The 20,254-nt window shown below is 68.9% G+C and carries 16 protein-coding genes and 1 pseudogene; 7 read left to right on the top strand and 10 right to left on the bottom strand.

What is annotated here, in order from left to right; translation table 11 throughout:
* Together TR46_RS35955 and gnd are read left to right on the top strand one after the other, a co-directional pair.
* The coding region (locus TR46_RS35955; RefSeq protein ID WP_439654418.1) for an RICIN domain-containing protein at nucleotides 1-1,845 on the top strand (1,845 nt) is incomplete at its 5' end.
* Between the two features lie 243 nt (nucleotides 1,846-2,088).
* On the top strand, nucleotides 2,089-3,492 hold the full coding sequence (gene gnd / locus TR46_RS35950) for an NADP-dependent phosphogluconate dehydrogenase (RefSeq protein WP_042410912.1): 1,404 nt from the start codon (nucleotides 2,089-2,091) through the stop codon (nucleotides 3,490-3,492).
* A gap of 7 nt (nucleotides 3,493-3,499) precedes the next feature.
* Here the strand turns inward: gnd and TR46_RS35945 are convergent, their stop codons facing one another.
* Entirely contained in the window at nucleotides 3,500-4,375 is an 876-nt protein-coding gene (locus tag TR46_RS35945; RefSeq protein WP_042410908.1) for a helix-turn-helix transcriptional regulator, read from the bottom strand.
* 254 nt (nucleotides 4,376-4,629) lie between these two features.
* Here TR46_RS35945 and TR46_RS35940 point away from each other — a divergent pair, with 254 nt between their 5' ends.
* Nucleotides 4,630-5,646 (top strand): zinc-dependent alcohol dehydrogenase family protein, encoded by a 1,017-nt coding sequence (locus TR46_RS35940; RefSeq protein ID WP_042410906.1) that lies wholly within the window; start codon nucleotides 4,630-4,632, stop codon nucleotides 5,644-5,646.
* A gap of 52 nt (nucleotides 5,647-5,698) precedes the next feature.
* A complete protein-coding gene (locus TR46_RS35935) occupies nucleotides 5,699-6,106 on the top strand; it encodes a (R)-mandelonitrile lyase (RefSeq protein WP_042410904.1) in 408 nt (135 codons plus the stop codon).
* Between the two features lie 188 nt (nucleotides 6,107-6,294).
* On the opposite strand, the gene TR46_RS35930 is transcribed toward TR46_RS35935, so the two are convergent.
* Entirely contained in the window at nucleotides 6,295-7,218 is a 924-nt protein-coding gene (locus tag TR46_RS35930; protein WP_152626902.1) for a glycoside hydrolase family 11 protein, read from the bottom strand.
* A gap of 550 nt (nucleotides 7,219-7,768) precedes the next feature.
* On the opposite strand from TR46_RS35930, the gene TR46_RS35925 reads away from it, so the two are divergent.
* The 3 genes from TR46_RS35925 to TR46_RS35915 all read left to right on the top strand — a co-directional run bounded on the left by TR46_RS35925 (nucleotide 7,769) and on the right by TR46_RS35915 (nucleotide 11,009).
* Nucleotides 7,769-9,064: an extracellular solute-binding protein gene (locus TR46_RS35925; RefSeq protein WP_042410900.1), complete on the top strand. Its 1,296-nt coding sequence runs from the start codon at nucleotides 7,769-7,771 to the stop codon at nucleotides 9,062-9,064.
* Between the two features lie 161 nt (nucleotides 9,065-9,225).
* On the top strand, nucleotides 9,226-10,119 hold the full coding sequence (locus TR46_RS35920; RefSeq protein WP_236655681.1) for a carbohydrate ABC transporter permease: 894 nt from the start codon (nucleotides 9,226-9,228) through the stop codon (nucleotides 10,117-10,119).
* Nucleotides 10,116-11,009, top strand: coding sequence for a carbohydrate ABC transporter permease (locus TR46_RS35915; RefSeq protein WP_042410896.1), 894 nt, complete (start codon nucleotides 10,116-10,118; stop codon nucleotides 11,007-11,009). The genes TR46_RS35920 and TR46_RS35915 overlap by 4 nt, the downstream gene beginning before the upstream one ends.
* A gap of 74 nt (nucleotides 11,010-11,083) precedes the next feature.
* On the opposite strand, the gene TR46_RS35910 is transcribed toward TR46_RS35915, so the two are convergent.
* The 8 genes and pseudogenes from TR46_RS35910 to TR46_RS41935 form a co-directional block, all read right to left on the bottom strand.
* Nucleotides 11,084-12,865 (bottom strand): cellulase family glycosylhydrolase, encoded by a 1,782-nt coding sequence (locus TR46_RS35910; RefSeq protein ID WP_042410894.1) that lies wholly within the window; start codon nucleotides 12,863-12,865, stop codon nucleotides 11,084-11,086.
* A 55-nt stretch (nucleotides 12,866-12,920) separates the two neighbouring features.
* Nucleotides 12,921-14,432 carry a glycoside hydrolase family 43 protein gene (locus tag TR46_RS35905; RefSeq protein ID WP_042410892.1) on the bottom strand — a complete coding sequence of 504 codons (1,512 nt, stop codon included), beginning with the start codon at nucleotides 14,430-14,432 and terminating at the stop codon, nucleotides 12,921-12,923.
* Nucleotides 14,433-14,483: 51 nt separating this feature from the next.
* Nucleotides 14,484-16,778, bottom strand: a complete 2,295-nt coding sequence (gene yicI / locus TR46_RS35900) for an alpha-xylosidase (protein ID WP_042410891.1) — start codon at nucleotides 16,776-16,778, stop codon at nucleotides 14,484-14,486.
* A gap of 53 nt (nucleotides 16,779-16,831) precedes the next feature.
* Nucleotides 16,832-17,821 (bottom strand): acetylxylan esterase, encoded by a 990-nt coding sequence (locus tag TR46_RS35895; protein WP_042410889.1) that lies wholly within the window; start codon nucleotides 17,819-17,821, stop codon nucleotides 16,832-16,834.
* Nucleotides 17,822-17,890: 69 nt separating this feature from the next.
* On the bottom strand, nucleotides 17,891-18,211 hold the full coding sequence (locus tag TR46_RS35890; RefSeq protein ID WP_042410887.1) for a hypothetical protein: 321 nt from the start codon (nucleotides 18,209-18,211) through the stop codon (nucleotides 17,891-17,893).
* Nucleotides 18,208-19,014, bottom strand: a complete 807-nt coding sequence (locus tag TR46_RS35885) for a phytanoyl-CoA dioxygenase family protein (RefSeq protein ID WP_152626901.1) — start codon at nucleotides 19,012-19,014, stop codon at nucleotides 18,208-18,210. Before TR46_RS35885 ends, TR46_RS35890 begins: the two co-directional genes overlap by 4 nt.
* A 32-nt stretch (nucleotides 19,015-19,046) precedes the next feature.
* Complete coding sequence (locus TR46_RS35880) at nucleotides 19,047-20,066, bottom strand: LacI family DNA-binding transcriptional regulator (RefSeq protein ID WP_042410882.1); 1,020 nt, start codon at nucleotides 20,064-20,066, stop codon at nucleotides 19,047-19,049.
* Between the two features lie 5 nt (nucleotides 20,067-20,071).
* Nucleotides 20,072-20,254: pseudogene (locus TR46_RS41935) on the bottom strand (carbohydrate ABC transporter permease); the annotation flags it as partial.

The following is a 20,254-nucleotide window of genomic DNA, read 5'->3' as shown; positions in this document are numbered from 1 at the left end:
CCCCCACCCCAAGGGAGCACCATGCACCTGCACCCCCGCACGCTGGCCGCAGGCTTCGCCGGTCTGCTGGTCACCGTCGCCACCGCGGTCGCACCCAGCACCGCTGCCCACGCCGCGGACACCTCGGTGACCGTCGACTTCGCCACCGCCGGCGGCGCCCCGAGCTACCACGCCTCCGGCATGATCTACGGGATGACCCCGGACGGCTCACTGCCCCAGGACCACTTCTTCACCGACATCAAATGGCACTCCATGCGAGCCGGCGGAGCCCAGCTCAACAACGGCGGCTACGCCACCAGCCTGGCCGACTACCAGACCCGCTGGAACTCCACCCTCGCCCAGTACAAGCGCACCGCCGCCCTCGGCGGCACCTTCGTCGTCCTGCCCCACGACCTGTGGGGCGCCGACGGCACCACCAGCCAGGGCTGGCCCGGCGACAACGGGGACTGGACCCAGTTCGACGCCTTCGTCACCCAGCTCATCAGTGACGTCAGAGCCAACAACATGACCGTCGAATGGGACCTGTGGAACGAGCCCGACGGCTCCAACTTCTGGGGCCGCTCGCAGAGCCAGTACCTGCAGATGTGGTCCCGGTTCTACGCCAAGGTCCGGACCGCCTTCCCCAGCCAGTTGATCGTGGGTCCCAGCAGCGCCGGGCAGCCCAACTCCTCCAACACCTGGTGGACCACCTACCTCGCCTACGTCAAGGCCAACAACGTCGCCCCCGACATCTACAGCTGGCACGACGAGCCCGGGGACCCCGTCACCGATGTAGGCCGCGCCAACTCCACCCTGGCCGCCGCCGGTCTCACCAACACCCGCCCCTACCAGATCAACGAGTACGCCACCTTGTCCATGCAGTCCCCCGGCGGCGGCGCCTGGTTCATCGGCCGCCTGGAGCGGGCCGGCGCCGACGGCCTGCGCGGCAACTGGGCGTCGGGCACCAACCTGCACGACGACGAGGCCAACCTGCTCACCAAGAACAGCGCCGGCCAGTACCTGCCACTCGGCGAGTGGTTCATGTACCGCTACTACGGCTCGCAGACCGGAAACATCGTCAACTTCATCCCCGGTACCGGCACCGACGGCCTGGCCACCAAGGACAACACCGCCAAGAACGCCAAGATCCTGCTCGGCACCAGCGGCAACACCGGCAACGTCACCGTCAACCTCACCGGCCTGAACACCACCTCCGTCGTCGAGAACGGCCAGGTCCGCGCCGTCCTGCAACGCGTCCCTTACAACAACGGCACCGCCGTCACCGGACCGGTCACCGTCTCCGACCAGACCCTGACCGTCAGCAACAACGCCGCCTCGGTCACCGTCCCCTACACCAACGCCAAGGACGGCTACACCGTCACCCTGCTCCCGCCGTCCAACACCACCGTCTCCACGGTCGCGGTCAGCGAGAACAGCGGCCAGTGCCTGGACGACACCAACCTCAGCACCGCCAACGGCACCCAGTACCAGCAGTACTACTGCGAGGGCGGCTACCAGCAGATGCTCGACTTCAAGCCGGTCGCCGGGAAGACCGACACCTACACCGTGGTCAACGAGCTCAGCGGCAAGTGCCTGGACGTCTCCGGCGCCTCCACCGCCGACGGCGCCGCCGTCATCCAGTACACCTGCAACGGCCAGACCAATCAGCAGTTCACCCTCAACCCGGTCACCGCGCTCGGCAACAGCAAGGACTACCAGCTCGTCGCCGCCCACAGCGGAAAGTGCGTCGACGTCAGCAACGTCTCCACCGCACCCGGCGCCCTGATCCACCAGTGGACCTGCGACGCCGCGAGCGCACTGAGCACCAAGAAGAACCAGATCTGGCAGCTGACCGGAAAGGGCTGACCAAGGACCAGGGAACTCTCGGCTTCGTATCGAAGGCCTGTGTCGGGCGCCGGCTGGACGGGCCGGCCCCGACAGAACAGCAGGATCCTCCGTTCCGCGCGTGCGTGGTCGCCGGAGCGCACGTAGCTTGGTGAGCAGTTCCTGGCACCGGACGCCCGGCGCGCTAGCGCCGTCAGAACAAGGAAGGCCCCCGTGGACACCAGCAATGCAGCGGCGAACATCGGCGTCGTCGGTCTGGCCGTGATGGGATCGAACCTGGCCCGCAATCTCGCCTCCCGCCAGGGAAACACCGTCGCGGTCTACAACCGCACCCACGCCCGTACCGAAGAACTGGTCACCGCGCACCCGGAGGCGGGATTCGTCGCGAGCGCGTCGATCGACGACTTCGTCGCCTCACTGACGAAGCCGCGCACCGCGATCATCATGGTGCAGGCCGGCGCGGGCACGGACGCGGTAATCGACCAGCTCGCCGAACGCTTCGAGCCCGGGGACATCATCGTCGACGGCGGCAACGCCAACTTCCAGGACACCATCGCCCGTGAGAAGCGGATCGCCCCCACCGGCGTCCACTTCGTCGGCGCCGGCATCTCCGGCGGCGAGGAGGGCGCGCTCAACGGCCCGTCGATCATGCCCGGCGGCTCCGAGGAGTCCTACCGGACCCTCGGCCCGATCCTCGCGTCCATCGCCGCGGTCGCCGAGGACGAACCCTGCGTCACCCATGTCGGCACCGACGGCGCCGGACACTTCGTGAAGATGATCCACAACGGCATCGAGTACGCCGACATGCAGCTGATCGCCGAGGCGTACGACCTGCTGCGCACCGTCGGCGGCCACGAACCGGCAGCGATCGCCGACGTCTTCACCGCCTGGAACAAGGGCCCGCTCGAGTCCTATCTCATCGAGATCACCGCGGAGGTGCTGCGCCACACCGACGCCGCCACCGGCGCACCGTTCGTCGACATCGTGCTCGACCACGCCGGCTCCAAGGGCACCGGCGTGTGGACCGTGCAGAACGCCCTCGACCTCGGCGTCCCGGTCGGCGGCATCGCCGAAGCCGTGTTCGCCCGCGCCGTCTCCTCCAAGCCCGCGCAGCGCGCGGCCGTACAGCGGGTCGTCACGTCACGGCCGGACGTGCAGAAGACCGACGCCGCCTTCGCCGACGACGTCGCCAAGGCCCTCTACGCCTCCAAGGTCGTGGCCTACGCCCAGGGCTTCGACGCCATCATCGCCGGTGCGGAGAAGTACGGCTGGAACATCCACAAGGACCGCATCGCCAAGATCTGGCGCGGCGGCTGCATCATCCGCGCCCAGTTCCTGAACCGCATCGCCGACGCCTACGACGAGAACCCGGACATCGCAACCCTGCTCGAAGCGCCCTACTTCGCCCAGGCCGTCGCCGACGGCGAGTCCGCCTGGCGCCGCGTCGTGGCCACGGCGGCGCTCTCCGGGGTCCCGGTCCCCGGGTTCAGCTCCGCGCTCAGCTACTTCGACTCACTGTCCGTCAAGCGGCTGCCCGCCGCACTCGTCCAGGCCCAGCGGGACTTCTTCGGCGCGCACACCTACCACCGCGTGGACAAGGACGGCATCTTCCACACCCTGTGGTCCGGCGACCGTACCGAAGTCGCCACCGAGGGCTCCAGCCACTGAGGGCCCGTTACGTCGCCGCCGGCGATGCTTCTTCCGTGGCGGCCCAGGAGGCGAGCAGGCGGAGGGCCTGTTCGGAGGGTGAGCCGGGTTCGGCGGTGTAGATGGTGAGGGTGAGGCCGGGTGCCGCGGCCATCTCCAGGCCTTCGTAGGCGAGGGTGAGCTCGCCCACGACCTGGTGGGTGTAGCGCTTGGTGCCGGTGCCGTGGTGGCGGACGTTGTGGGCTCCCCAGCGCGTGCGGAACTCGTCGCTGCGGGTGGAGAGCTCGCCGACGAGGTCGTGCAGGTCCTTGTCGTGCGGATTGCGCCCGGCTTCGGTACGCAGGATGGCGACTGTGATGTCGGCCCCCTGGTCCCACTCCGGGTAGAAGCGCCGGGCGGCGGGGTCCAGGAAGATGAAGCGGGCAAGGTTGGCCTGGTTGCCGGGTGCGGCGTACACGCCGCTGTAGAAGGCGCGGGCGAGCTGGTTGACGGCCAGCAGGTCCATGCGGCCGTTGCGGACGAAGGCCGGGCCGGCGGTGATCGCGTCCAGGGTCCACAGCAGGCTGGGATGCGGGGTCCACTGCCGGGTGGCACGGCGGCGGGGGCGGGTCAGGGCGTCGGAGCCGTCGGCGGCTTGGGCCAGATGGAGCAGATGGGCGCGCTCGGCGTCGTCGAGCTGAAGGGCGCGGGCGACTGCTTCCAGGACCGCCGGGGAGACGCCGGCCAGGCTGCCGCGCTCCAGCTTGGCGTAGTACTCCACGCTCATGTCGGCGAGCGCGGCCACCTCGCTGCGGCGCAGCCCGGGCACGCGCCGGCGGCTGCCGGACGGCAGTCCCGCCTGCTCCGGGGTGATCCTGGCGCGCCGCGAGCTGAGGAACTCGCGGACCTCATGCTGATTGTCCACACCTCGACGGTACGTCCCGCGCCCGGCCGTAGCGATGCACTGCCGGTACACCCCTCACTGGTAACTGGCTGCTCCCGGAAGAAGCGGGTTATCTGGATGACGTGGTGCTCCTCCTTCGGCCGCGCACGCGGCCACGGAGGCCTGCCTCAGGTCCCCGCCGGCCGCGGCCGTGCGGATCGGGCCTGCAATCGCACGTCGGCGTGCTGCCCCCACCTGTCGGCAGTGCGCCCCCTCGGCACGTAAAGGAGCTCCTGATGCGTGGAGCAGTGATCTACGGTCCCGGCGACGTCCGGTTCGAGACCCTGGAGGACCCGAAGATCCTCCACCCGACTGACGCGGTCATCCGGACGGCCGCCACCTGCGTGTGCGGTTCCGACCTGTGGGCGTGGCGCGGCCTGGAGCCGATCGGCGACCCGCACCCGATGGGGCACGAGTACGTCGGCGTCGTCGAGGAGGTAGGCAGCGAGGTCACCTCCGTCAGGCCGGGGCAGTTCGTCGTCGGCTCGTTCGCCACCTCGGACAACACCTGCGCCAACTGCCGCAACGGCTTCCAGTCCAACTGCCTGCACCGCGAGTTCATGAGCACCTGCCAGGCCGACTACGTGCGCATCCCCAACGCCCAGGGCACCCTGGTCGCCACCGACGAGGTACCGGACGAGCAGTACTGGCCCGGTCTGCTGGCGGTCTCCGACGTGATGGGCACCGGCTGGTGGGCCGCCGACGCCGCCGAGGTCAAGCCCGGCTCCACGGTCGTGGTGGTCGGCGACGGCGCGGTCGGACTGTGCGGCGTGATCGCGGCCAAGGAACGGGGCGCGGAGCGGATCGTCGCCATGAGCCGGCACGAGTCGCGGCAGAAGCTGGCGCTGGAGTTCGGCGCCACCGACATCGTCACCGAGCGCGGCGAGGAAGGCGTGGCCCGGATCAAGGAGCTGACCGGCGGCATCGGCGCGGACAGCGTGCTGGAGTGCGTGGGCACCCCCCAGGCCATGAGCCAGGCCCTGCACTCGGCCCGCCCCGGCGGCAACGTCGGCTTCGTCGGCGTCCCGCACGAGGTGTCCGTGGACGGCGTGGAGCTGTTCTTCTCCCACGTCGGCCTGCGCGGAGGCCCCGCCCCGGTCCGCCGCTACCTGCCCGACCTCATCGAGCGTGTGCTCTCCGGCCGCATCGACCCGGGCAAGGTCTTCGACCTCGCCCTGCCGCTCGCCGACGTCGCCGAGGGCTACCGGGCCATGGACGAGCGCCGCGCCGTCAAGACCCTCCTCAGGCCCTGACCTCTCTCCGAACCCCCGTCGCACCACTCCGCACCGCAACAGAGGAACGACCGTGCAGATCACCCGCAGTTCCGTCGCCACCGCCAAGGGCCCGGCCGACTGGTTCACCGGAGACGTCTACATCGACGCCGTGGCCGCAGCCCCCGCCCCCTCCCGCGTCACCGCCAACCTGGTGCACTTCATGCCCGGCGCGCGCACCCACTGGCACCGCCACCCGCTGGGCCAGACCGTCTTCGTCACCGAGGGCGTCGGCCTGTGCCAGCGCCGCGGCGGACCGGTACAGGTGATCCGCCCCGGCGACCGCGTGCTGTTCGAGGCCGACGAAGAGCACTGGCACGGCGCCGCGCCCGACCGGCTGATGGTCCACCTGGCCGTCAACGAGGGCGACGCCGATCACGACGTCGTCCACTGGCTGACCCCGGTCACCGACCAGGAGTACACCGCCACCCCCGCCGACTGACCGGACGCGCATCCGCAGGAGACCGGAGCCTCCCCGGAGCGATCGGCGAAGGGGACGGTGTCGCGGATGTCGAACGCAGAGCCGCCAAGGCAGCCCGCGCCCCCGGAGGGTGCGGGCTGCCGCCGCTGGTCATCGGGCCGTGTTCGGTGGCCCCTCTTCCGCGGACCGTGTTCCGTGGACCGCCGGGTTCAGCCCGAACTGCAACTGACGGTGGGCCAGGTCCAGGTGCCGTTGGTCTGCAGTGTGACGCCCCAGTTGTTGCCGTTGCCGTTGGGTTTGGCGACGAGCACCTGAGAACTTGGGTAGCTGGCACTGACGTTCCAACTGGCGAGCACCTTCTCGGGCGCCGGGACGTTCATGGTCACGGTCCAGTTGCTGGAGCCGGTGACCGCGACATTGAGGTTGTAGCGGTCGCTCCACTGGCTACCGGCCGAGAGAGTCGCGGTGCAACCGGTGCTGCCGCCTCCGCCGCCTCCACCTCCGCCCCCGCTGCTGGTGGAACCCACCGTGATGCTGGAATTGCCACTGCTCTGGTATCCCTCGGTGGCCATGATCATGTAGTTGAAGCTGCCCAGGTTCATGCCGTGGCTCGCCCAGGCGTCGAAGAAGTTGCCCGTGGTGATGGTGCCGCCGGTGCGCCTGGACTGCCGGACCGCCCAGTACTGGTTGAAGGTCGCTGTGCCGATGATGGACGGGGCGTTGGTGCGCGTCGTCTCATAGATGTCGTAGGTGCCGCCGTCGCTGGTGACGGTTCCCTTGTACGTCCCGGTCGGCCGGTAGGTGCCGTAGTTGTCGACGATGTAGTACTCCACCAGCGGACTCGTGGTCCACCCGTAGAGCGACAGGTACGCATTGCCGGACGGGTTGAAGCTGCCCGAGTAGTCGACGGTCTGGCGCCCGCCGGTGCTCCAGCCCTTGCCGGCGACGAAGTTGCCGACATTGCTCCATGAGGTGCTGTAGGCCCCCGCGGACCCGAGGTCCATCGAGACCGACCCGCCGCCGTCGGTCCAGAACGAGTAGTAGTAGCCGTTGTTGGTGCCGGTCTGGCTCGAGGTGATGACGGTGTCGGCATTGGCGGTGCCGGGCACGAACATCGTGGCCAGGACGGCCATGACGATGGCGCAGACGGTGCTGAGGTGCGGTGCCCAGCGGCCGCGTCGACGGCCCTTCGACAGGTTGGGTGGGTGATGGCTCATGTGCGTCCTCGCTCCTTGTCCACGTGGGGCTGGCAGGTCGTGAACAGCTTTGATCTGCCCCTGCCAGCTGTCAACAGTTTCGACTGCTGTTTCGAAACCTTCGGCGTCCTCCGACCGCTGCACCGCCGTTGCGCCGGGGATGAAAGCCGCGGCACTCTGCAATCCGAACCGTGAGCCCGAAACTCACGAGGCGTCAAAGACGCCTGAAAAATAGATCAAGCGACTGCAGTTCGGTCCGGACGGGCCCGAGGATGCTTCGACAGCCACCCGGCCAGTCCCTCGCATAAGTTTCGATGAACTTTCGGAAATTCATCATTGACTGCCCCTCGAAGCCGGGCCCATACTCTCCAGCTACCGAAACGTTGCCGTAACGGACCTCTGCAAGGTCCGGGCTCGTGACACGGCCACCACGCCGCACCAACCAGGCCCGTTGATTCAGACATTGACGACAGATCAGGGAGCTTCCATGCCCAGGAACACCCGCATCGCAACGGCTGCCGCGATCGGCTTCTGTATCGCACTGGCGGCCACGGGCTGTGCCGGCGGCAGCAGCACCGGCAGCAGCGGCCCGTCCGACGGCAAGGTCACATTGACCTTCTGGGAGAACGCGACACCAGGGCCCGGTGCGGAGTACTGGAAGACTGCCGTGAAGCAGTACCACTCGCTGCACCCCGACGTCACGATCAACATCCAGGAAGTCCAGAACGAGGACTTCGACGGCAAGTTGCAGACCGCGCTCAACTCGAGTTCCGCACCCGACATCTTCCTGCAGCGCGGCGGCGGCAAGATGCAGGCGATGGTCGACGCCGGCCAGGTCCAGCAGTTGAACCTGACCGCCACCGACCAGGCGAACGCGGGCTCGGCGGCAGTCGCGGGCTATTCGATCGACGGCAAGGTCTACGCGATGCCGGTCGACACGCAGCCCGAGGGCATCTACTACAGCAAGGACCTGTTCCAGCAGGCCGGCATCGCCTCGACGCCGACGACGATGGACGAGCTCGAGGCCGATGTCGCAAAGCTGAAGGCGATCAAGGTCGCACCGATCGCGGTCGGCGCCAAGGACGCCTGGCCGGCTGCGCACTGGTACTACAACTTCGCCCTGCGCGCGTGCAGCCATGACACCATGACGACCGCTGCCAAGGCGCTCAAGTTCGCCGACCCGTGCTGGACCAAGGCCGGCGACGACCTGGCCTCCTTCCTGAAGGCCGACCCCTTCCAGAAGGGCTTCCTGACGAACTCGGCGCAACAGGGCGCCGGGTCGTCGGCGGGCATGCTCGCGAACCACAAGGCGGCCATGGAACTGATGGGCAACTGGGACCCCGGTGTCATCGCCGGCTTGACCCCGAACCAGAAGCAGCTCCCTGACCTGGGCTGGTTCCCCTTCCCGGCCGTGTCCGGCGGCCAGGGCGACCCGAGCGCCATCATGGGTGGCCTCGACGGGTTCTCGCTGTCCAAGAACGCACCGAAGGAGGCCCTGGGCTTCCTGGAGTTCCTGGTGACCAAGGACCAGCAGGAGGCCTACGCCAAGGCCTTCTTCACCATTCCGGTGAACAAGCAGGCCCAGGACGTGGTCACCGACCCCTACAACGTCTCGGCGCTGCAGGCCTTCAACAAGGCCGCCTACTCGATGATGTTCCTCGACACCGAGTACGGCCAGAACGTCGGCAACGCCATGAACACCGCTGTCGTGAAGCTGATGGCCGGCCAGGGCACAGCCGCCGACATCGTCAAGGACACCGACGCTGCCGCCGCGAAGGGCTGAGTGTCCAGACGATGAGCGACACCCTGGGTACTGGCGCGGCCGCCGGCCGCCGGTCCAAGGGCGCGTCCGGGATCGGGGGCGCGGGCGAGTCCGCGTCCCCGACTCCGGCCCCGACCCCGGCCCCGCCGCGAGCGGCTCCGCGCCGCCGCGGTCGTGCCAGAATGCGATTCGAGATCGCGGTCCTGTCCGGCCCCGCGATCATCATGTTCCTGGCGTTCGTGATCTTCCCGGTCGCGCTCGCTGCGTACTACGGCTTCTACCGGTGGCACGGCTACGGGGCGCCGACCGCCTGGGTCGGCCTGAACAACTACAAGCTGATCCTCACCGACTCGGCGTTCCAGCAAGTCCTCTGGCACAACGGCCTGATCCTGGTGCTCTCACTGGCCGTCCAGGGTCCGCTCGCCATCACCCTCGCACTCCTGCTCAACCAGAAGATCCGCGGCCGCTCCTTCATCCGCGTCATGATCTTCGTTCCCTATGTCATCTCCGAGGTCATCGTCGGCACCGGCTGGAGCCTGATGCTCCAGAGCAACGGCGCCGTCAACGACCTGCTGCAGCACCTGGGCCTGGGCTTCCTGCAGGCCCAGTGGCTCTCCGACCCGAAGCTGGCCATCTGGGCGCTGATGGCCATCATCTCGTGGAAGTACATCGGCTTCGCGGTGATCCTGATGCTCGCCGGCCTGCAGTCGATCCCCGAGGAGCTCTCAGAGGCCGCGCAGATCGACGGCGCCTCCTACTGGCAGATCCAGCGCCGCATCACGCTGCCGCTGCTGGGGCCCACGATCCGCATCTGGGCATTCCTGTCGATCATCGGCTCGCTTCAGTTGTTCGATCTGGTCTACATCATCTGGGGGCAGTACGTCTCGGGCACCGCGGGCACCTCGACCATGGCGATCTACATGGTCGCGCAGGGCCGCAGCGCCGGCAACTACGGCTACGGCAGCGCCGTCGCGGTCGTGATGTTCCTGATCTCGCTCATCGTCGCGCTGCTCTACCAGCGCTTCGTCCTGCGCCGTGACCTCAGGGGCGCCGTCACCGAAGGAGGCGTCCGATGAGTGCGTCGACCGCAGGCTCCTGGTTCTCCTCCACGGCCGGGCCCGACGCGCCTGTCGGCCGTCGCGGCGAGCCCCAGAAGTGGGGAAGCCCTCTCACCTACGTCGTCGGGCTGCTGTTCATCGCGGCTTGCATCGCACCGGTTCTCTACATCGTGCTCGGCGGATTCCGCACCAATGCTCAGATCACCACCAGTCCGGCCGCGCTGCCGCACCCCTGGGTGCTCACCAACTACATCAGCGTCCTGAAGTCGGTGACGTTCTGGGGAGAGTTCGCCAACTCCGTCATCGTCGCGCTCGTGAGCACCGTCGGCATCGTCGTCCTCGGCCTGATGGTGAGCTTCGTGCTGGCGCGCTACGACTTCAGGCTGAAGGGCGCGATGTACTCCCTGTTCGCCGCAGGCCTGATGTTCCCGATGGTCATCGCGATCACCCCGCTGTACATCGTCGTCAAGGACCTCGGCCTCGTCGACAACCTGTTCGGCGTGATCGTCCCTGAGATCGCCTTCGGCCTACCGACGACGGTCATCATCCTGGTGCCGTTCCTACGGGCGATTCCCAATGAGATCGAGGAGGCCGCCGCGATCGACGGGGCGAGCCGGCTCGGGTTCTTCTTCCGCATGGTGGTCCCGCTGTCGCTGCCCGGCGTAGTCACCGTCGGCATCCTCGCGTTCATCGGCAGCTGGAACAACTACGTCCTGCCCCTGTACATCCTCAACTCGCAGGCGGACTTCACCCTGCCGCTCGGCGTCCAGGCGTTCTCCTCGCAGTACTCCTCCGACACCGCGAAGGTCCTCGCGTTCACCTCGCTCGCCATGCTGCCCGCACTGGTCTTCTTCTCGGCCTTCGAGAGACGGATCGTCGGCGGCCTCACCGGCGCCGTGAAGGGCTGAAGCCCGAAGGGTGCCGGCCAGGAACACATCCTGGCCGGCGCCCGTAGCTCGGGCTCCCACGCGGGACCGGCTGGTCAGGAGGTGGTGCTGGTTCCCGTCGTGCCGGTGACCGTACTGCCGTTCTTGATCACGTGGTAGGTGACCAGGGCTCCGCTCCAGAAGTGGAAGGTGAGGGTGGCCGGGACGCCGTCCTTGAGCGCGGCCAGGAAGACCGGGTTCAGCTTGAGGGCGTTGTTCGCGTAGTCAGGGGCGAAGTCGGAGTTGAACGCCTGGTAGGTGGTCCAGGAGGCCGAGCCGGCACCGGTGCCGTCCGCGTAGGCGCCCTCCATGGTGGCCAGCCGGTCGCCGTTGAACCGGGTGGGGATGGTGAAGACGCTGGTCGAGTCGATCGTGGCGGTGGCGTCGGAGAGCACCGGCGTGTCACTCGTGAGCACGTTGATCTGCCAGGGGATGCCCTTGGAGAAGCGGACCTGGAGCGTGGCGTCCACGCCGTACGCCTTGGAGCCGGTCAGCCTGGCGAGCAGCGCCGCGGTCAGGGTGAGCTGGTCACCGGATTCGGCGTAGTCGCGGCCCTTGACGAGCTTGGTGCTGCCGTTCCAGAGACTGCCGAACCTGGTCCCGTTGAGGTTGAGCGTGAGCGTCCGGGCGGTGGCGGTCCCGGACTTGGGGACGAAGACCTGGTCGGTCGAGACGGTCCCCGAGTAGGTGGTGTAGCTCGCCTTGATCCAGGCGAACAGCGCCGGGTCGCGCCACTGGAGGGTGTTGCGGTTCAGGTAGCTGCCGTCGTCCCAGAGCGCGGTGGTCACGTGGGCGGCGCGGGCCTGGTCGGCGACCATCTGGTAGTACTTCAGCATCTCGCCGCGCTCAACGGTTCCCGAACCGGGCTCGCTGAGCAGGCCGTACTCCCCGAGGTAGACCGGGATGCCCTTGGAGGTGAAGACGGCGGCGAACCGGGCGAAACTGTCGGTGAGGTCCTTCTGGGAGACGGCGTCGAAGGTGGGGCTGCCGGCGATGTTCACGCTGAACGGCCAGTAGCCGTAGTAGTGGACGGTCGCGGCGAGGTCGGGGTCGTTCATGGACTTGATCTGGGCGGCCAGGTTGTCCAGGTAGCTCTGGTCCCCGCTGCCGCCGGGGGTCATCATCAGCAGCATCCGGGTGGCGTTCCTGCCGCCGGAGTCGCGCACGATGGTGTGGAAGGAGGCCTGCAGCTCGTTCAGCATCTGCAGCTTCTGGGCGTCGGTGGCCTTGTTGAAGACGGGTTCGTTGATGGCCTCGAACAGCAGCTTCTTGGGCTCGTTGCGGAACTCCGCGGCGATCTGCGTCCAGGTCGCGTTGAAGCGCGCCAGCACTGCGTCGTGCTGGGTGGTCATGTCGGCCACCCACTGCCAGGAGTCGTGGTGGACGTTCAGATCCACATACAAGCCGTCGGCCAGCGCCCAGTCGACCACCTGCTTGACCCTGGCCATCAGGGTCGGGTCGATGGCGTAGGGGGCGGTCGCCGACTGCCCGTTGGACCAGGTGACGGGGATGCGGATGCTGTGGAAGCCCTGCGACTTGATGAAGTCGATCATGGCCTTGGTGGTGAGCGGGTTGCCCCAGGACGTCTCGGTGGTGATGGCGTCCAGGCTGTTGCCGAGGTTCCAGCTGGGCTGCATCGCGGCGACGGTGTCCATCGCGACGTTGTGGATCACCGGGATGCCGGTGGTGGAGGTCGGGGCGCTGGTGGAGGTCGGGGCGCTGGTGGCGGCGGAGGCGGCACCGCCGATCGCGACCTGGGCCAGCAGGAGCAGGATCACCCCGGTGACCAGGCCGGACCAGGCCCTGCGGGGCCGGCCGTGCTGCGTGTGGAACTTCATGACGTCCCTTTCCTTGCGGGTGGACAGCTGGGTGCGCGTGCGACTGTGCTGTGCGTCAGCGCGGCTGGTAGTCGCACCAGTCGAACTGGACGGTCCCGGCGGCTGCGTACATGCCGATGACCCGCCCGGTGAAACCGCCGGCCACCTCGGTGGAGAGGTAGCGGCCGTCAAGGGTGGCGAGCACTGTGAAGCCCCCGCCCTGCTCTTCGACACCGAAGGAGAGGTGGTCGGGACCGGTGCGTGCGTCCCCGCTGGGCTGCGGTGCGATCTCGATCCCGAGGACCACCGGCCCGGGGGGCACGGGTCGGGAGGCGACCTTGGTGCGCAGCGGACCGATGCGGGCGAAGACCTTGATCCGGCCGTCGCCCGCCTCGATCTCGTAGTGGTGCCTGTCGTCGAGTCGCACAGCGAGGCCCCCGCGGCCTCCCGAGCAGTCGACCAGAGTGCGCACACCGCAGGACAGGTGCTGCTGGCGTCGGCCGACGAAGACCAGGTCGGGGTGGTCCAGGGTGTCGGCGGAGGGATCGGCGTGAAGGGTCAGCCAGCCGGCGCGCTCCTTGGTGCCGCACAGTTCGGTCGGGCGCCGGCGCAGCGAGACCCAGAGGGGTCGCAGTTCGGCTTCGTCGAAGTCGTCCCTGACCGGAGTGGCCGGCACCGGCCGGAGCGGCCACGCGGGTGCCGGCATCTCGGGGCTGAGCTCGCCGACCACGGGCCAGTCGTCCACCCAGGTGACCGGCACCAGAAAGGTCTCCCGGCCGAGCACGTGCCAGCCGGGGGTGCCGCCGCCCGGTCGCACGCCCAGCAGCACCAGCTGCCACGAGCCGTCGGGTGCCTGCACCAGGTCCGCGTGGCCGGTGTTCTGGATCGGCTTGTGGGTGCTGCGGTGGGTCAGGATCGGGTTGGCCGGGCAGGGTTCGAAAGGCCCGTTGGGCGTGCGGCCTCGTCCGATGGAGACGCCGTGGCCGCGTTCGGTGCCGCCCTCGGCGATCAGCAGGTACCAGTACTCGCCGATGTGGTACAGGTGTGGGGCCTCGGGGGCCAGGGCACCGGGGGTGCCGGACCACACCGGTTGCGCCGGGCCGAGGGTCTCCCCGGTCTCGGGGTCGATGCGGAACTGGGAGACACCGGCGACCGTGCACCAGCAGGTGCCGTCCTCGTCCCAGGCGAGGTCCGGGTCGATGCCGTGCACTCCGGGCAGTCGAACCGGGTCGGACCACGGGCCGGCCGGATCGACGCTGCTGAAGAGCAGGTTTCCCTCGCCGGCCGCCACATTGGTGACGACCAGCCAGAACCGGCCGCCGTGGTGGCGCAGCGTGGGTGCGTAGATCCCGGCGGACGGGGGTGTGTCGGAGGGTATCCGGAGTTGGCTCGGCCGGTCCAGGACGTTGCCGATCTGGGTCCAGTTGACCAGGTCGCGGCTGTGGAAGATCGGCACGCCGGGGAAGTACTCGAAGCTGGAGCAGGCCAGGTAATAGTCCTCGCCCACCCGGCAGACACTGGGGTCGGGATGGAAGCCTGGAATCACCGGGTTGGTGAAGGTGCTGCCGGTGTCGTGCTGGGATGACACTGTGTGGTCCTCTCGCCGAGTGTGGTGGGTGACGGCACGTCAGCCAGGGGTTCAGTGGCCGGTGGAGGCCGGACAGGGCAGGTCGACCCGGTTGGTGCCGGCGGGGTTGGCGTGGAGGACACCGTCGGGTCCGCCGATGCGCACACTCCAGGGGAGGCGGCTGTCGGTGGTGACCTGGATCCGGTCGCCGGTGCGGTGGAAGTGGAAGCGGGCGGACTCCCCCAGGCCGATCGCTTCCGGGATCACCACCGTGCGCTCGGCGCCGTCAGCGAAGGCGTGGACGCGCAGTTCCACACCGTCGGCCCAGGCCGAGACGGGGCGCTGGTCGTCGGCGGCGAAGGGGATCACCGCGTCGGGGCGGGCGAGCAGCGGCAGGGTGTGGAAGCCGTGCTGTTCGCGCACCCAGCGCGGTCCGGTGACCTGGTCGCCGGTCAGGATGTTGGTCCAGACGCCCGCTGGGACGTAGTAGTCGACGGTGCCGTCCTCGATGAAGACCGGCGCGACCAGCAGGTCGTCGCCGAGCAGGTACTGGCGGTCCAGGGTCGCCGCCGCGGGGTCGTCGGGGAATTCCAGGACCATGGCGCGCATCACCGGAACTCCGGTGGTGTGCGCCTGCTGGGCCGCCGACTGGAGGTAGGGGGCGAGTCGGTGCTTGAGCAGGGTGAACTCGCGGGTGACCGCGACGGCCTCTTCGCCGTAGTCCCAGGGGACGCGATAGGACTTGCTGCCGTGCAGGCGGCTGTGCGAGGAGAGCAGGCCGAACTGGACCCACCGCTTGAAGACGGTGGGGGTGGGGGTGCCCTCGAAGCCGCCGATGTCGTGGCTCCAGAACCCGAACCCGGACAGGCCCAGGGAGAGGCCGCCGCGCAGTGACTCGGCCATGGCGTTGGCGTGCGATTCGCAGTCACCACCCCAGTGCACCGGGTACTGCTGGCCGCCGGCCGTGGCGGAGCGGGCGAACAGCATCGCCTCGCCCTCGCCGCGCTCCTGGCGCAGCAGCTCGAAGACGGCCTGGTTGTAGAGGTGGGTGTAGTAGTTGTGCATCCGTTCCGGATCGGAACCGTCGTGCCAGACCACGTCGGTGGGGATGCGTTCGCCGAAGTCGGTCTTGAAGCAGGCCACGCCCTGGTCGAGCAGGACGCGCAGGTGGCCGAGGTACCAGTCGCGTGCGGCGGGGTCGGTGAAGTCCACCAGCGCCATGCCGGGCTGCCACAGGTCCCACTGCCAGACGCTGCCGTCGGCCCGGCGCACCAGGTAGCCCTCACGCAGGCCCTCCTCGAACAGGTGCGACTTCTGCGCGATGTAGGGGTTGATCCAGGTGCAGACGCGCAGACCCCGTTCCTTGAGCCGGGACAGCATCCCGTCCGGGTCGGGGAAGGTGTCGGCGTCCCAGGTGAAGTCGGACCACTGGTACTCGCGCATCCAGAAGCAGTCGAAGTGGAAGACGCTGAGCGGGATTCCGCGTTTGGCCATGCCGTCGACGAAGCGGTTGACGGTGGCCTCGTCGTAGTCGGTGGTGAAGGAGGTCGTCAGCCACAGGCCCAGCGCCCAGGCCGGGGGCAGGGCCGGGCGTCCGGTCAGTGCGGTGTAGCGCGTCAGGATCTGCTTCGGTGTGGGACCGTGGACGACGAAGTACTCCAGCGACTGGTCCTCGACGCTGAACTGGACCTGGCCCACGGCCTCGGAGCCGATCTCGTAGCTGACCTTGCCGGGGTGGTTGACGAAGACGCCGTAGCCCTGGTTGGTCAGGTGGAACGGAATGTTCTTGTAGGCCAGCTCGCTGCTGGTGCCGCCGTCGGCCTGCCAGATGTCCACGGTCTGGCCGTTGCGGACGAACGGGGTGAAGCGTTCGCCGAGCCCGTACACCAGCTCCCCCACGCCCAGCGCGTGCTGGGTGAGCATGTGGTGGCGGCCCTCGGCATCGGTGACGAAGCCGGTACCGCGCTCGCCCACGGTGGTCAGCACCCGCCCTTCGGCGGTGAACTCCAGCAGCCAGGGTTGGGAGGCGTCCACCCGCAGGGTCAGTTCGCCGGAGCTGAGCTCCAGGACCTCGCCGTCGCGGTGCACTTTGCCGGCCTCCTCCTGCACGCCCGGCATGGCGAAGTCCGGCCCGCGCCGTACGGATCCGGCGTGGTGGGTGGTCCGCACGCCGATCACACCCTCGGCCGGGGACCAGCACTCGACGGTCAACAGCGGGCTGTTCAGGGTGTCACCGCGGCCGCGGACCTGCTTCACCGGAGCGTAGAGCGTCATCCGGTGCTCCTCCGCGCGGACGTCCGCGACCCCGGTGGCGTAGCGCGCGATGCAGCCGGGACGCATCAGCCAGTGGCCATCGGTGAACTTCAAGGCAGGTTCCTCACGTTGGCGGTTGCTTCGGCTTCGAGGTCGGGGCTTCGAGGTCAGGGCTTGGGAGTCAACCCGAGACCGTCCAGCCACTCCAGTTGTGCGGGCGGGTTGGATCCGTAGCCGCCGCCATGGTCGCCGAACGGCCAGACGGTCATGCCATGGACCTCGCCGGCGTAGTGGTTGTACGCGGCGTAGACCGTGGACGGCGGGCAGACCGGGTCCATCAGGCCGACGCTGAACAGGGCCGGTGCGGTGGCGCGCTGGGCGAAGTGGACACCGTCGAAGTAGTCCAGGGTGGCAAAGGTCTGCTCGACCCGGTGCCGGCTGTGCCAGCGCAGGTAGTTGACGATCTCCAGGTAGGGACCCTCGACGCTGGTCCGGACGGCGCTGCGGTAGTGGCACAGGAAGGGCACATCGGGCATGGCCGCCGCGACGCGGTCCCCGCACAGACCCGCCGCGGCCAGGGTCAGCCCGCCGCCCTGGCTGCCGCCGGCCAGGACGATCCTGGCCGGGTCGATCCCGGGGAGCTCCGCCACCGCGTCCACGGCCAAGGCGCAGTCGGTGATCAGCCGCCGGTAGTAGTACGTCCCGGGCGCATCGATACCGCGGGTCATCAGACCCTCGACCCACTGCGTGCCTTCACCGGCGCCCGCCCCCGGGTCCGGGGTGTCGCGGCCCTGGCCGCGGCTGTCGACGACCAGTTGGGCGTAGCCCACTGACGGCCAGAAGAGGTGCTCGGTCGGCAGTCCCCGGCCGGCGCTGTAGCCGAGGTAGGTGACGACGACCGGCAGCGGGCCCTCCGCCCCGCGCGGGCGCAGCAGCCACGCGGCCACCGGTTCGCCGTTCCAGCCGGGGAACCGGACGTCGTCCACTTCGACGGTCCGCAGCCGGAACTGCTCGGTCACCCGCCGCACCCGGACCTCTCCGGCCCGGGCCCGTGACTCGGCGAGCGTGCGCTCCCAGAACAGGTCGAAGTCGTCGGGTGCGGCCGACTGAGGCCGGTACCCGACGAGTTCCTCGAGTCCGAAGTCTGTCAACGGCATGGGTCTGCTCCAGGCGGGGTGTGGTGGGGCGCGGGTGTGTGGGACGGATACGGGGGTCGCATCCGGTTGCTAGCCGGCTACCTGCACGATCTTCTCGAACATGAACTCGTGCTTGAGGAAGGAGACGTCGTACTCATGGCCCGGGTGGGGCGGCAGCAGTTGCGACGCCTGGAACAGCCGCCAGCCGTCCAGCAACGCCTCCGTCCCGGTTCCGTAGGGGGGTACGTCGCTGTCGCCGGTGGTCGGAGAGGTCTCGCCGGTGCCGTCGTAGCGCGACCAGCCGACGACGCGGGAGTCGAGGGAGGAGTCCGAGAGGAACAGCACCAGCACCTCCTGACGCTGCGTCGGAACGGGCGGAACCGTCCGGACGATCGGGCTGTCGGTGCTCATACCGCTGCCTCCTGGGGGCGGTTCGCGACCCTGGTCACCCAGTAGTCGAGGTCGAAGTCTTCGTCGCCGGTGAGCTCCCGCCACAACAGGGCCCGGTTGTAGAGCTCCAGGCGGGCGGTGGCCTGCTCGTACCAGGGGAAGGTCTCACCCAGCGCGGCCAGGACCTCCGGGGAGTCGAGGTCCGTGCTGTCCCACAGCAGTCGCTGACGGACCGTCGGATTGAACCGGATCTTGAACATATAGCGCGTCACATCGCTCTCGTTGCGACGGCCGCCGTGCCAGATGCCGTGGTGCACGAAGACCACCGTGCCGGCCGGGCAGACCAGCCGGTCCTGGCCGAGCAGGTTCTGGTAGCGGCCCGTGTCCGTCTCGTTGACCCGTCGCAGATGGCTTCCGGGGACGCTGAGAGTGCCGCCCATCTCCAGCGTCACCTCCTGCGGGTAGTACATGAGCTGCACGTCGAAGGCGTCCGGACGGACGTCGATGATCGCGTCGGCGTGCAGCGACTGGGCCGAACCGCCATGCGGCTCGCGGACGTGCACCGCGTCGTGGTCCACGGTGGGATCGGGACCGACCAGGCTGCGCAACGCCCCGGCCACCTCCGGCACCCGCAGCAGCTTCCCGGCCAGGGACTCCTCCGGGTAGGCCTTCGACAACGGGGTCCCGTGCGGGACGTGCGGTCCCAGTGCCGCGGTCTTCATCGCCTCGGCGTTGAGGTCCGCGGCGACCACCGCGTCCAGGCGCAGCGAGCCGCGCGCCACGAACCGCGCCATCTGTACCGAGTTGAGCAGTGCCATCTCCATGACCGCCTTACTGGATAGTCGTTGTTCTTCACTCATCGGGGTCTCGGCCCCTTTGCGGGGCCCGAGCTGCCCCGCGCCGTGAGCACGGGCCGCAGCAGCGCGACCTCTTCGCCGCCCCGACCGTGGAGCTGGGACATCAACAGCTCAGCGGCGCGGTCGCCGAGCTCCCTGGCCGGACCGGTGACCGCGGTGAGCCGGGGCTCGTGCTGTTCGGCGAGCTGCTCCGGGCACAGCGCCACCACGGAGGCGTCCTCGGGGACGGCGCGGCCCGAGGCTCGCAGCAATGACAGCAGCGGACCGATGCAGCCCTCGTTCTGCACCACGAAGCCGGTGGTCTCCGGGACATCGGCGAGGATGCCGGCGAACGCTCCCGCGGTGGCCTCGAACGTCCCTTCGCAGGGGCGGTGCACCACCCGCAACCCGCTGTCGCGGGCAGCCTCCTGGAACCCCGCGATCGTCCGCTCCGCGTAGCCGGTGTGGCGCCGGTAGACGGCCGGGGCACAGCCGATGAAGGCGACGTCCCGGTGTCCGAGTTCGGCCAGGTGTTCGGCGCAGAGTGCTCCGGCACGGGCGAAGTCGTGGTCCACGCAGACCAGTCCGCTCGGGTCGGCCGGCAGACCGATCAGCGCGGCCCTGGTGCCGGTCCGCTGCAGGACGGCGATGCGCGGGTCGTCGAGCTGGACGTCCATCAGGATCACGCCCTCGGCAAGTCCGCTCCCGACCACCCGGCGCAGCCCGTCCGGGCCCTCGTCATTGGTGAGCAGCAGGACGTCGTAGCCGTGTCGGCGCGCTGCCGTGGTGACCGCGAGGGCGATCTCCATCATGACCGGGACGTAGACGTCGGTGCGCAGCGGCACCACCAGGGCGATGATCTGCGAACGTTTGCCCGCGAGCGCTCTGGCGCCGGCGTTGGGGTGGTAGCCCAGCGCCTCGATCGCCTGCTGCACCCGTTCCCGGGTAGGTGCGGAGATCGCCCGCTTGCCGCTGAGCACATAGCTCACCGTGCTCGGCGAGACGCCCGCAACCTGGGCCACCTGGGCCAGTGTCGCCATGCCGGTCAGCCCTTGACCGCGCCGGTGAGCACACCGGTCCTGAAGTGCTTCTGCATGAACGGGTAGACCATCAGGATGGGCACCAGGGTCAGCACCACCACGGCCATCTGCAACGACAGCGGCGCGGCTTGGGTGTGGCCGGCGGTGAAGCCGTTGTTGACCGATCCCGGCATGCCCATCCCCTGGGA

The organism is Streptacidiphilus carbonis (genome assembly GCF_000787775.1).
GTDB classification, from domain to species: domain Bacteria; phylum Actinomycetota; class Actinomycetes; order Streptomycetales; family Streptomycetaceae; genus Streptacidiphilus; species Streptacidiphilus carbonis.
The sequence above is the reverse complement of the archived record's forward strand: the minus strand, read 5'-3'. Positions and strand labels throughout refer to the sequence as shown.

Bases quoted from the DNA above. Each gene is read 5' to 3' on its own strand.
- TR46_RS35895 (WP_042410889.1), bottom strand. From the start codon at position 17,821: ATGCCGTTGACAGACTTCGGACTCGAGGAACTCGTCGGGTACCGGCCT.
- TR46_RS35890 (WP_042410887.1), bottom strand. From the start codon at position 18,211: ATGAGCACCGACAGCCCGATCGTCCGGACGGTTCCGCCCGTTCCGACG.
- TR46_RS35920 (WP_236655681.1), top strand. From the start codon at position 9,226: ATGCGATTCGAGATCGCGGTCCTGTCCGGCCCCGCGATCATCATGTTC.
- TR46_RS35925 (WP_042410900.1), top strand. From the start codon at position 7,769: ATGCCCAGGAACACCCGCATCGCAACGGCTGCCGCGATCGGCTTCTGT.
- TR46_RS35910 (WP_042410894.1), bottom strand. From the start codon at position 12,865: ATGAAGTTCCACACGCAGCACGGCCGGCCCCGCAGGGCCTGGTCCGGC.
- TR46_RS35915 (WP_042410896.1), top strand. From the start codon at position 10,116: ATGAGTGCGTCGACCGCAGGCTCCTGGTTCTCCTCCACGGCCGGGCCC.
- TR46_RS35930 (WP_152626902.1), bottom strand. From the start codon at position 7,218: ATGGCCGTCCTGGCCACGATGTTCGTGCCCGGCACCGCCAATGCCGAC.
- gnd (WP_042410912.1), top strand. From the start codon at position 2,089: ATGGGATCGAACCTGGCCCGCAATCTCGCCTCCCGCCAGGGAAACACC.
- TR46_RS35885 (WP_152626901.1), bottom strand. From the start codon at position 19,014: ATGGAGATGGCACTGCTCAACTCGGTACAGATGGCGCGGTTCGTGGCG.
- TR46_RS35880 (WP_042410882.1), bottom strand. From the start codon at position 20,066: ATGGCGACACTGGCCCAGGTGGCCCAGGTTGCGGGCGTCTCGCCGAGC.
- TR46_RS35940 (WP_042410906.1), top strand. From the start codon at position 4,630: ATGCGTGGAGCAGTGATCTACGGTCCCGGCGACGTCCGGTTCGAGACC.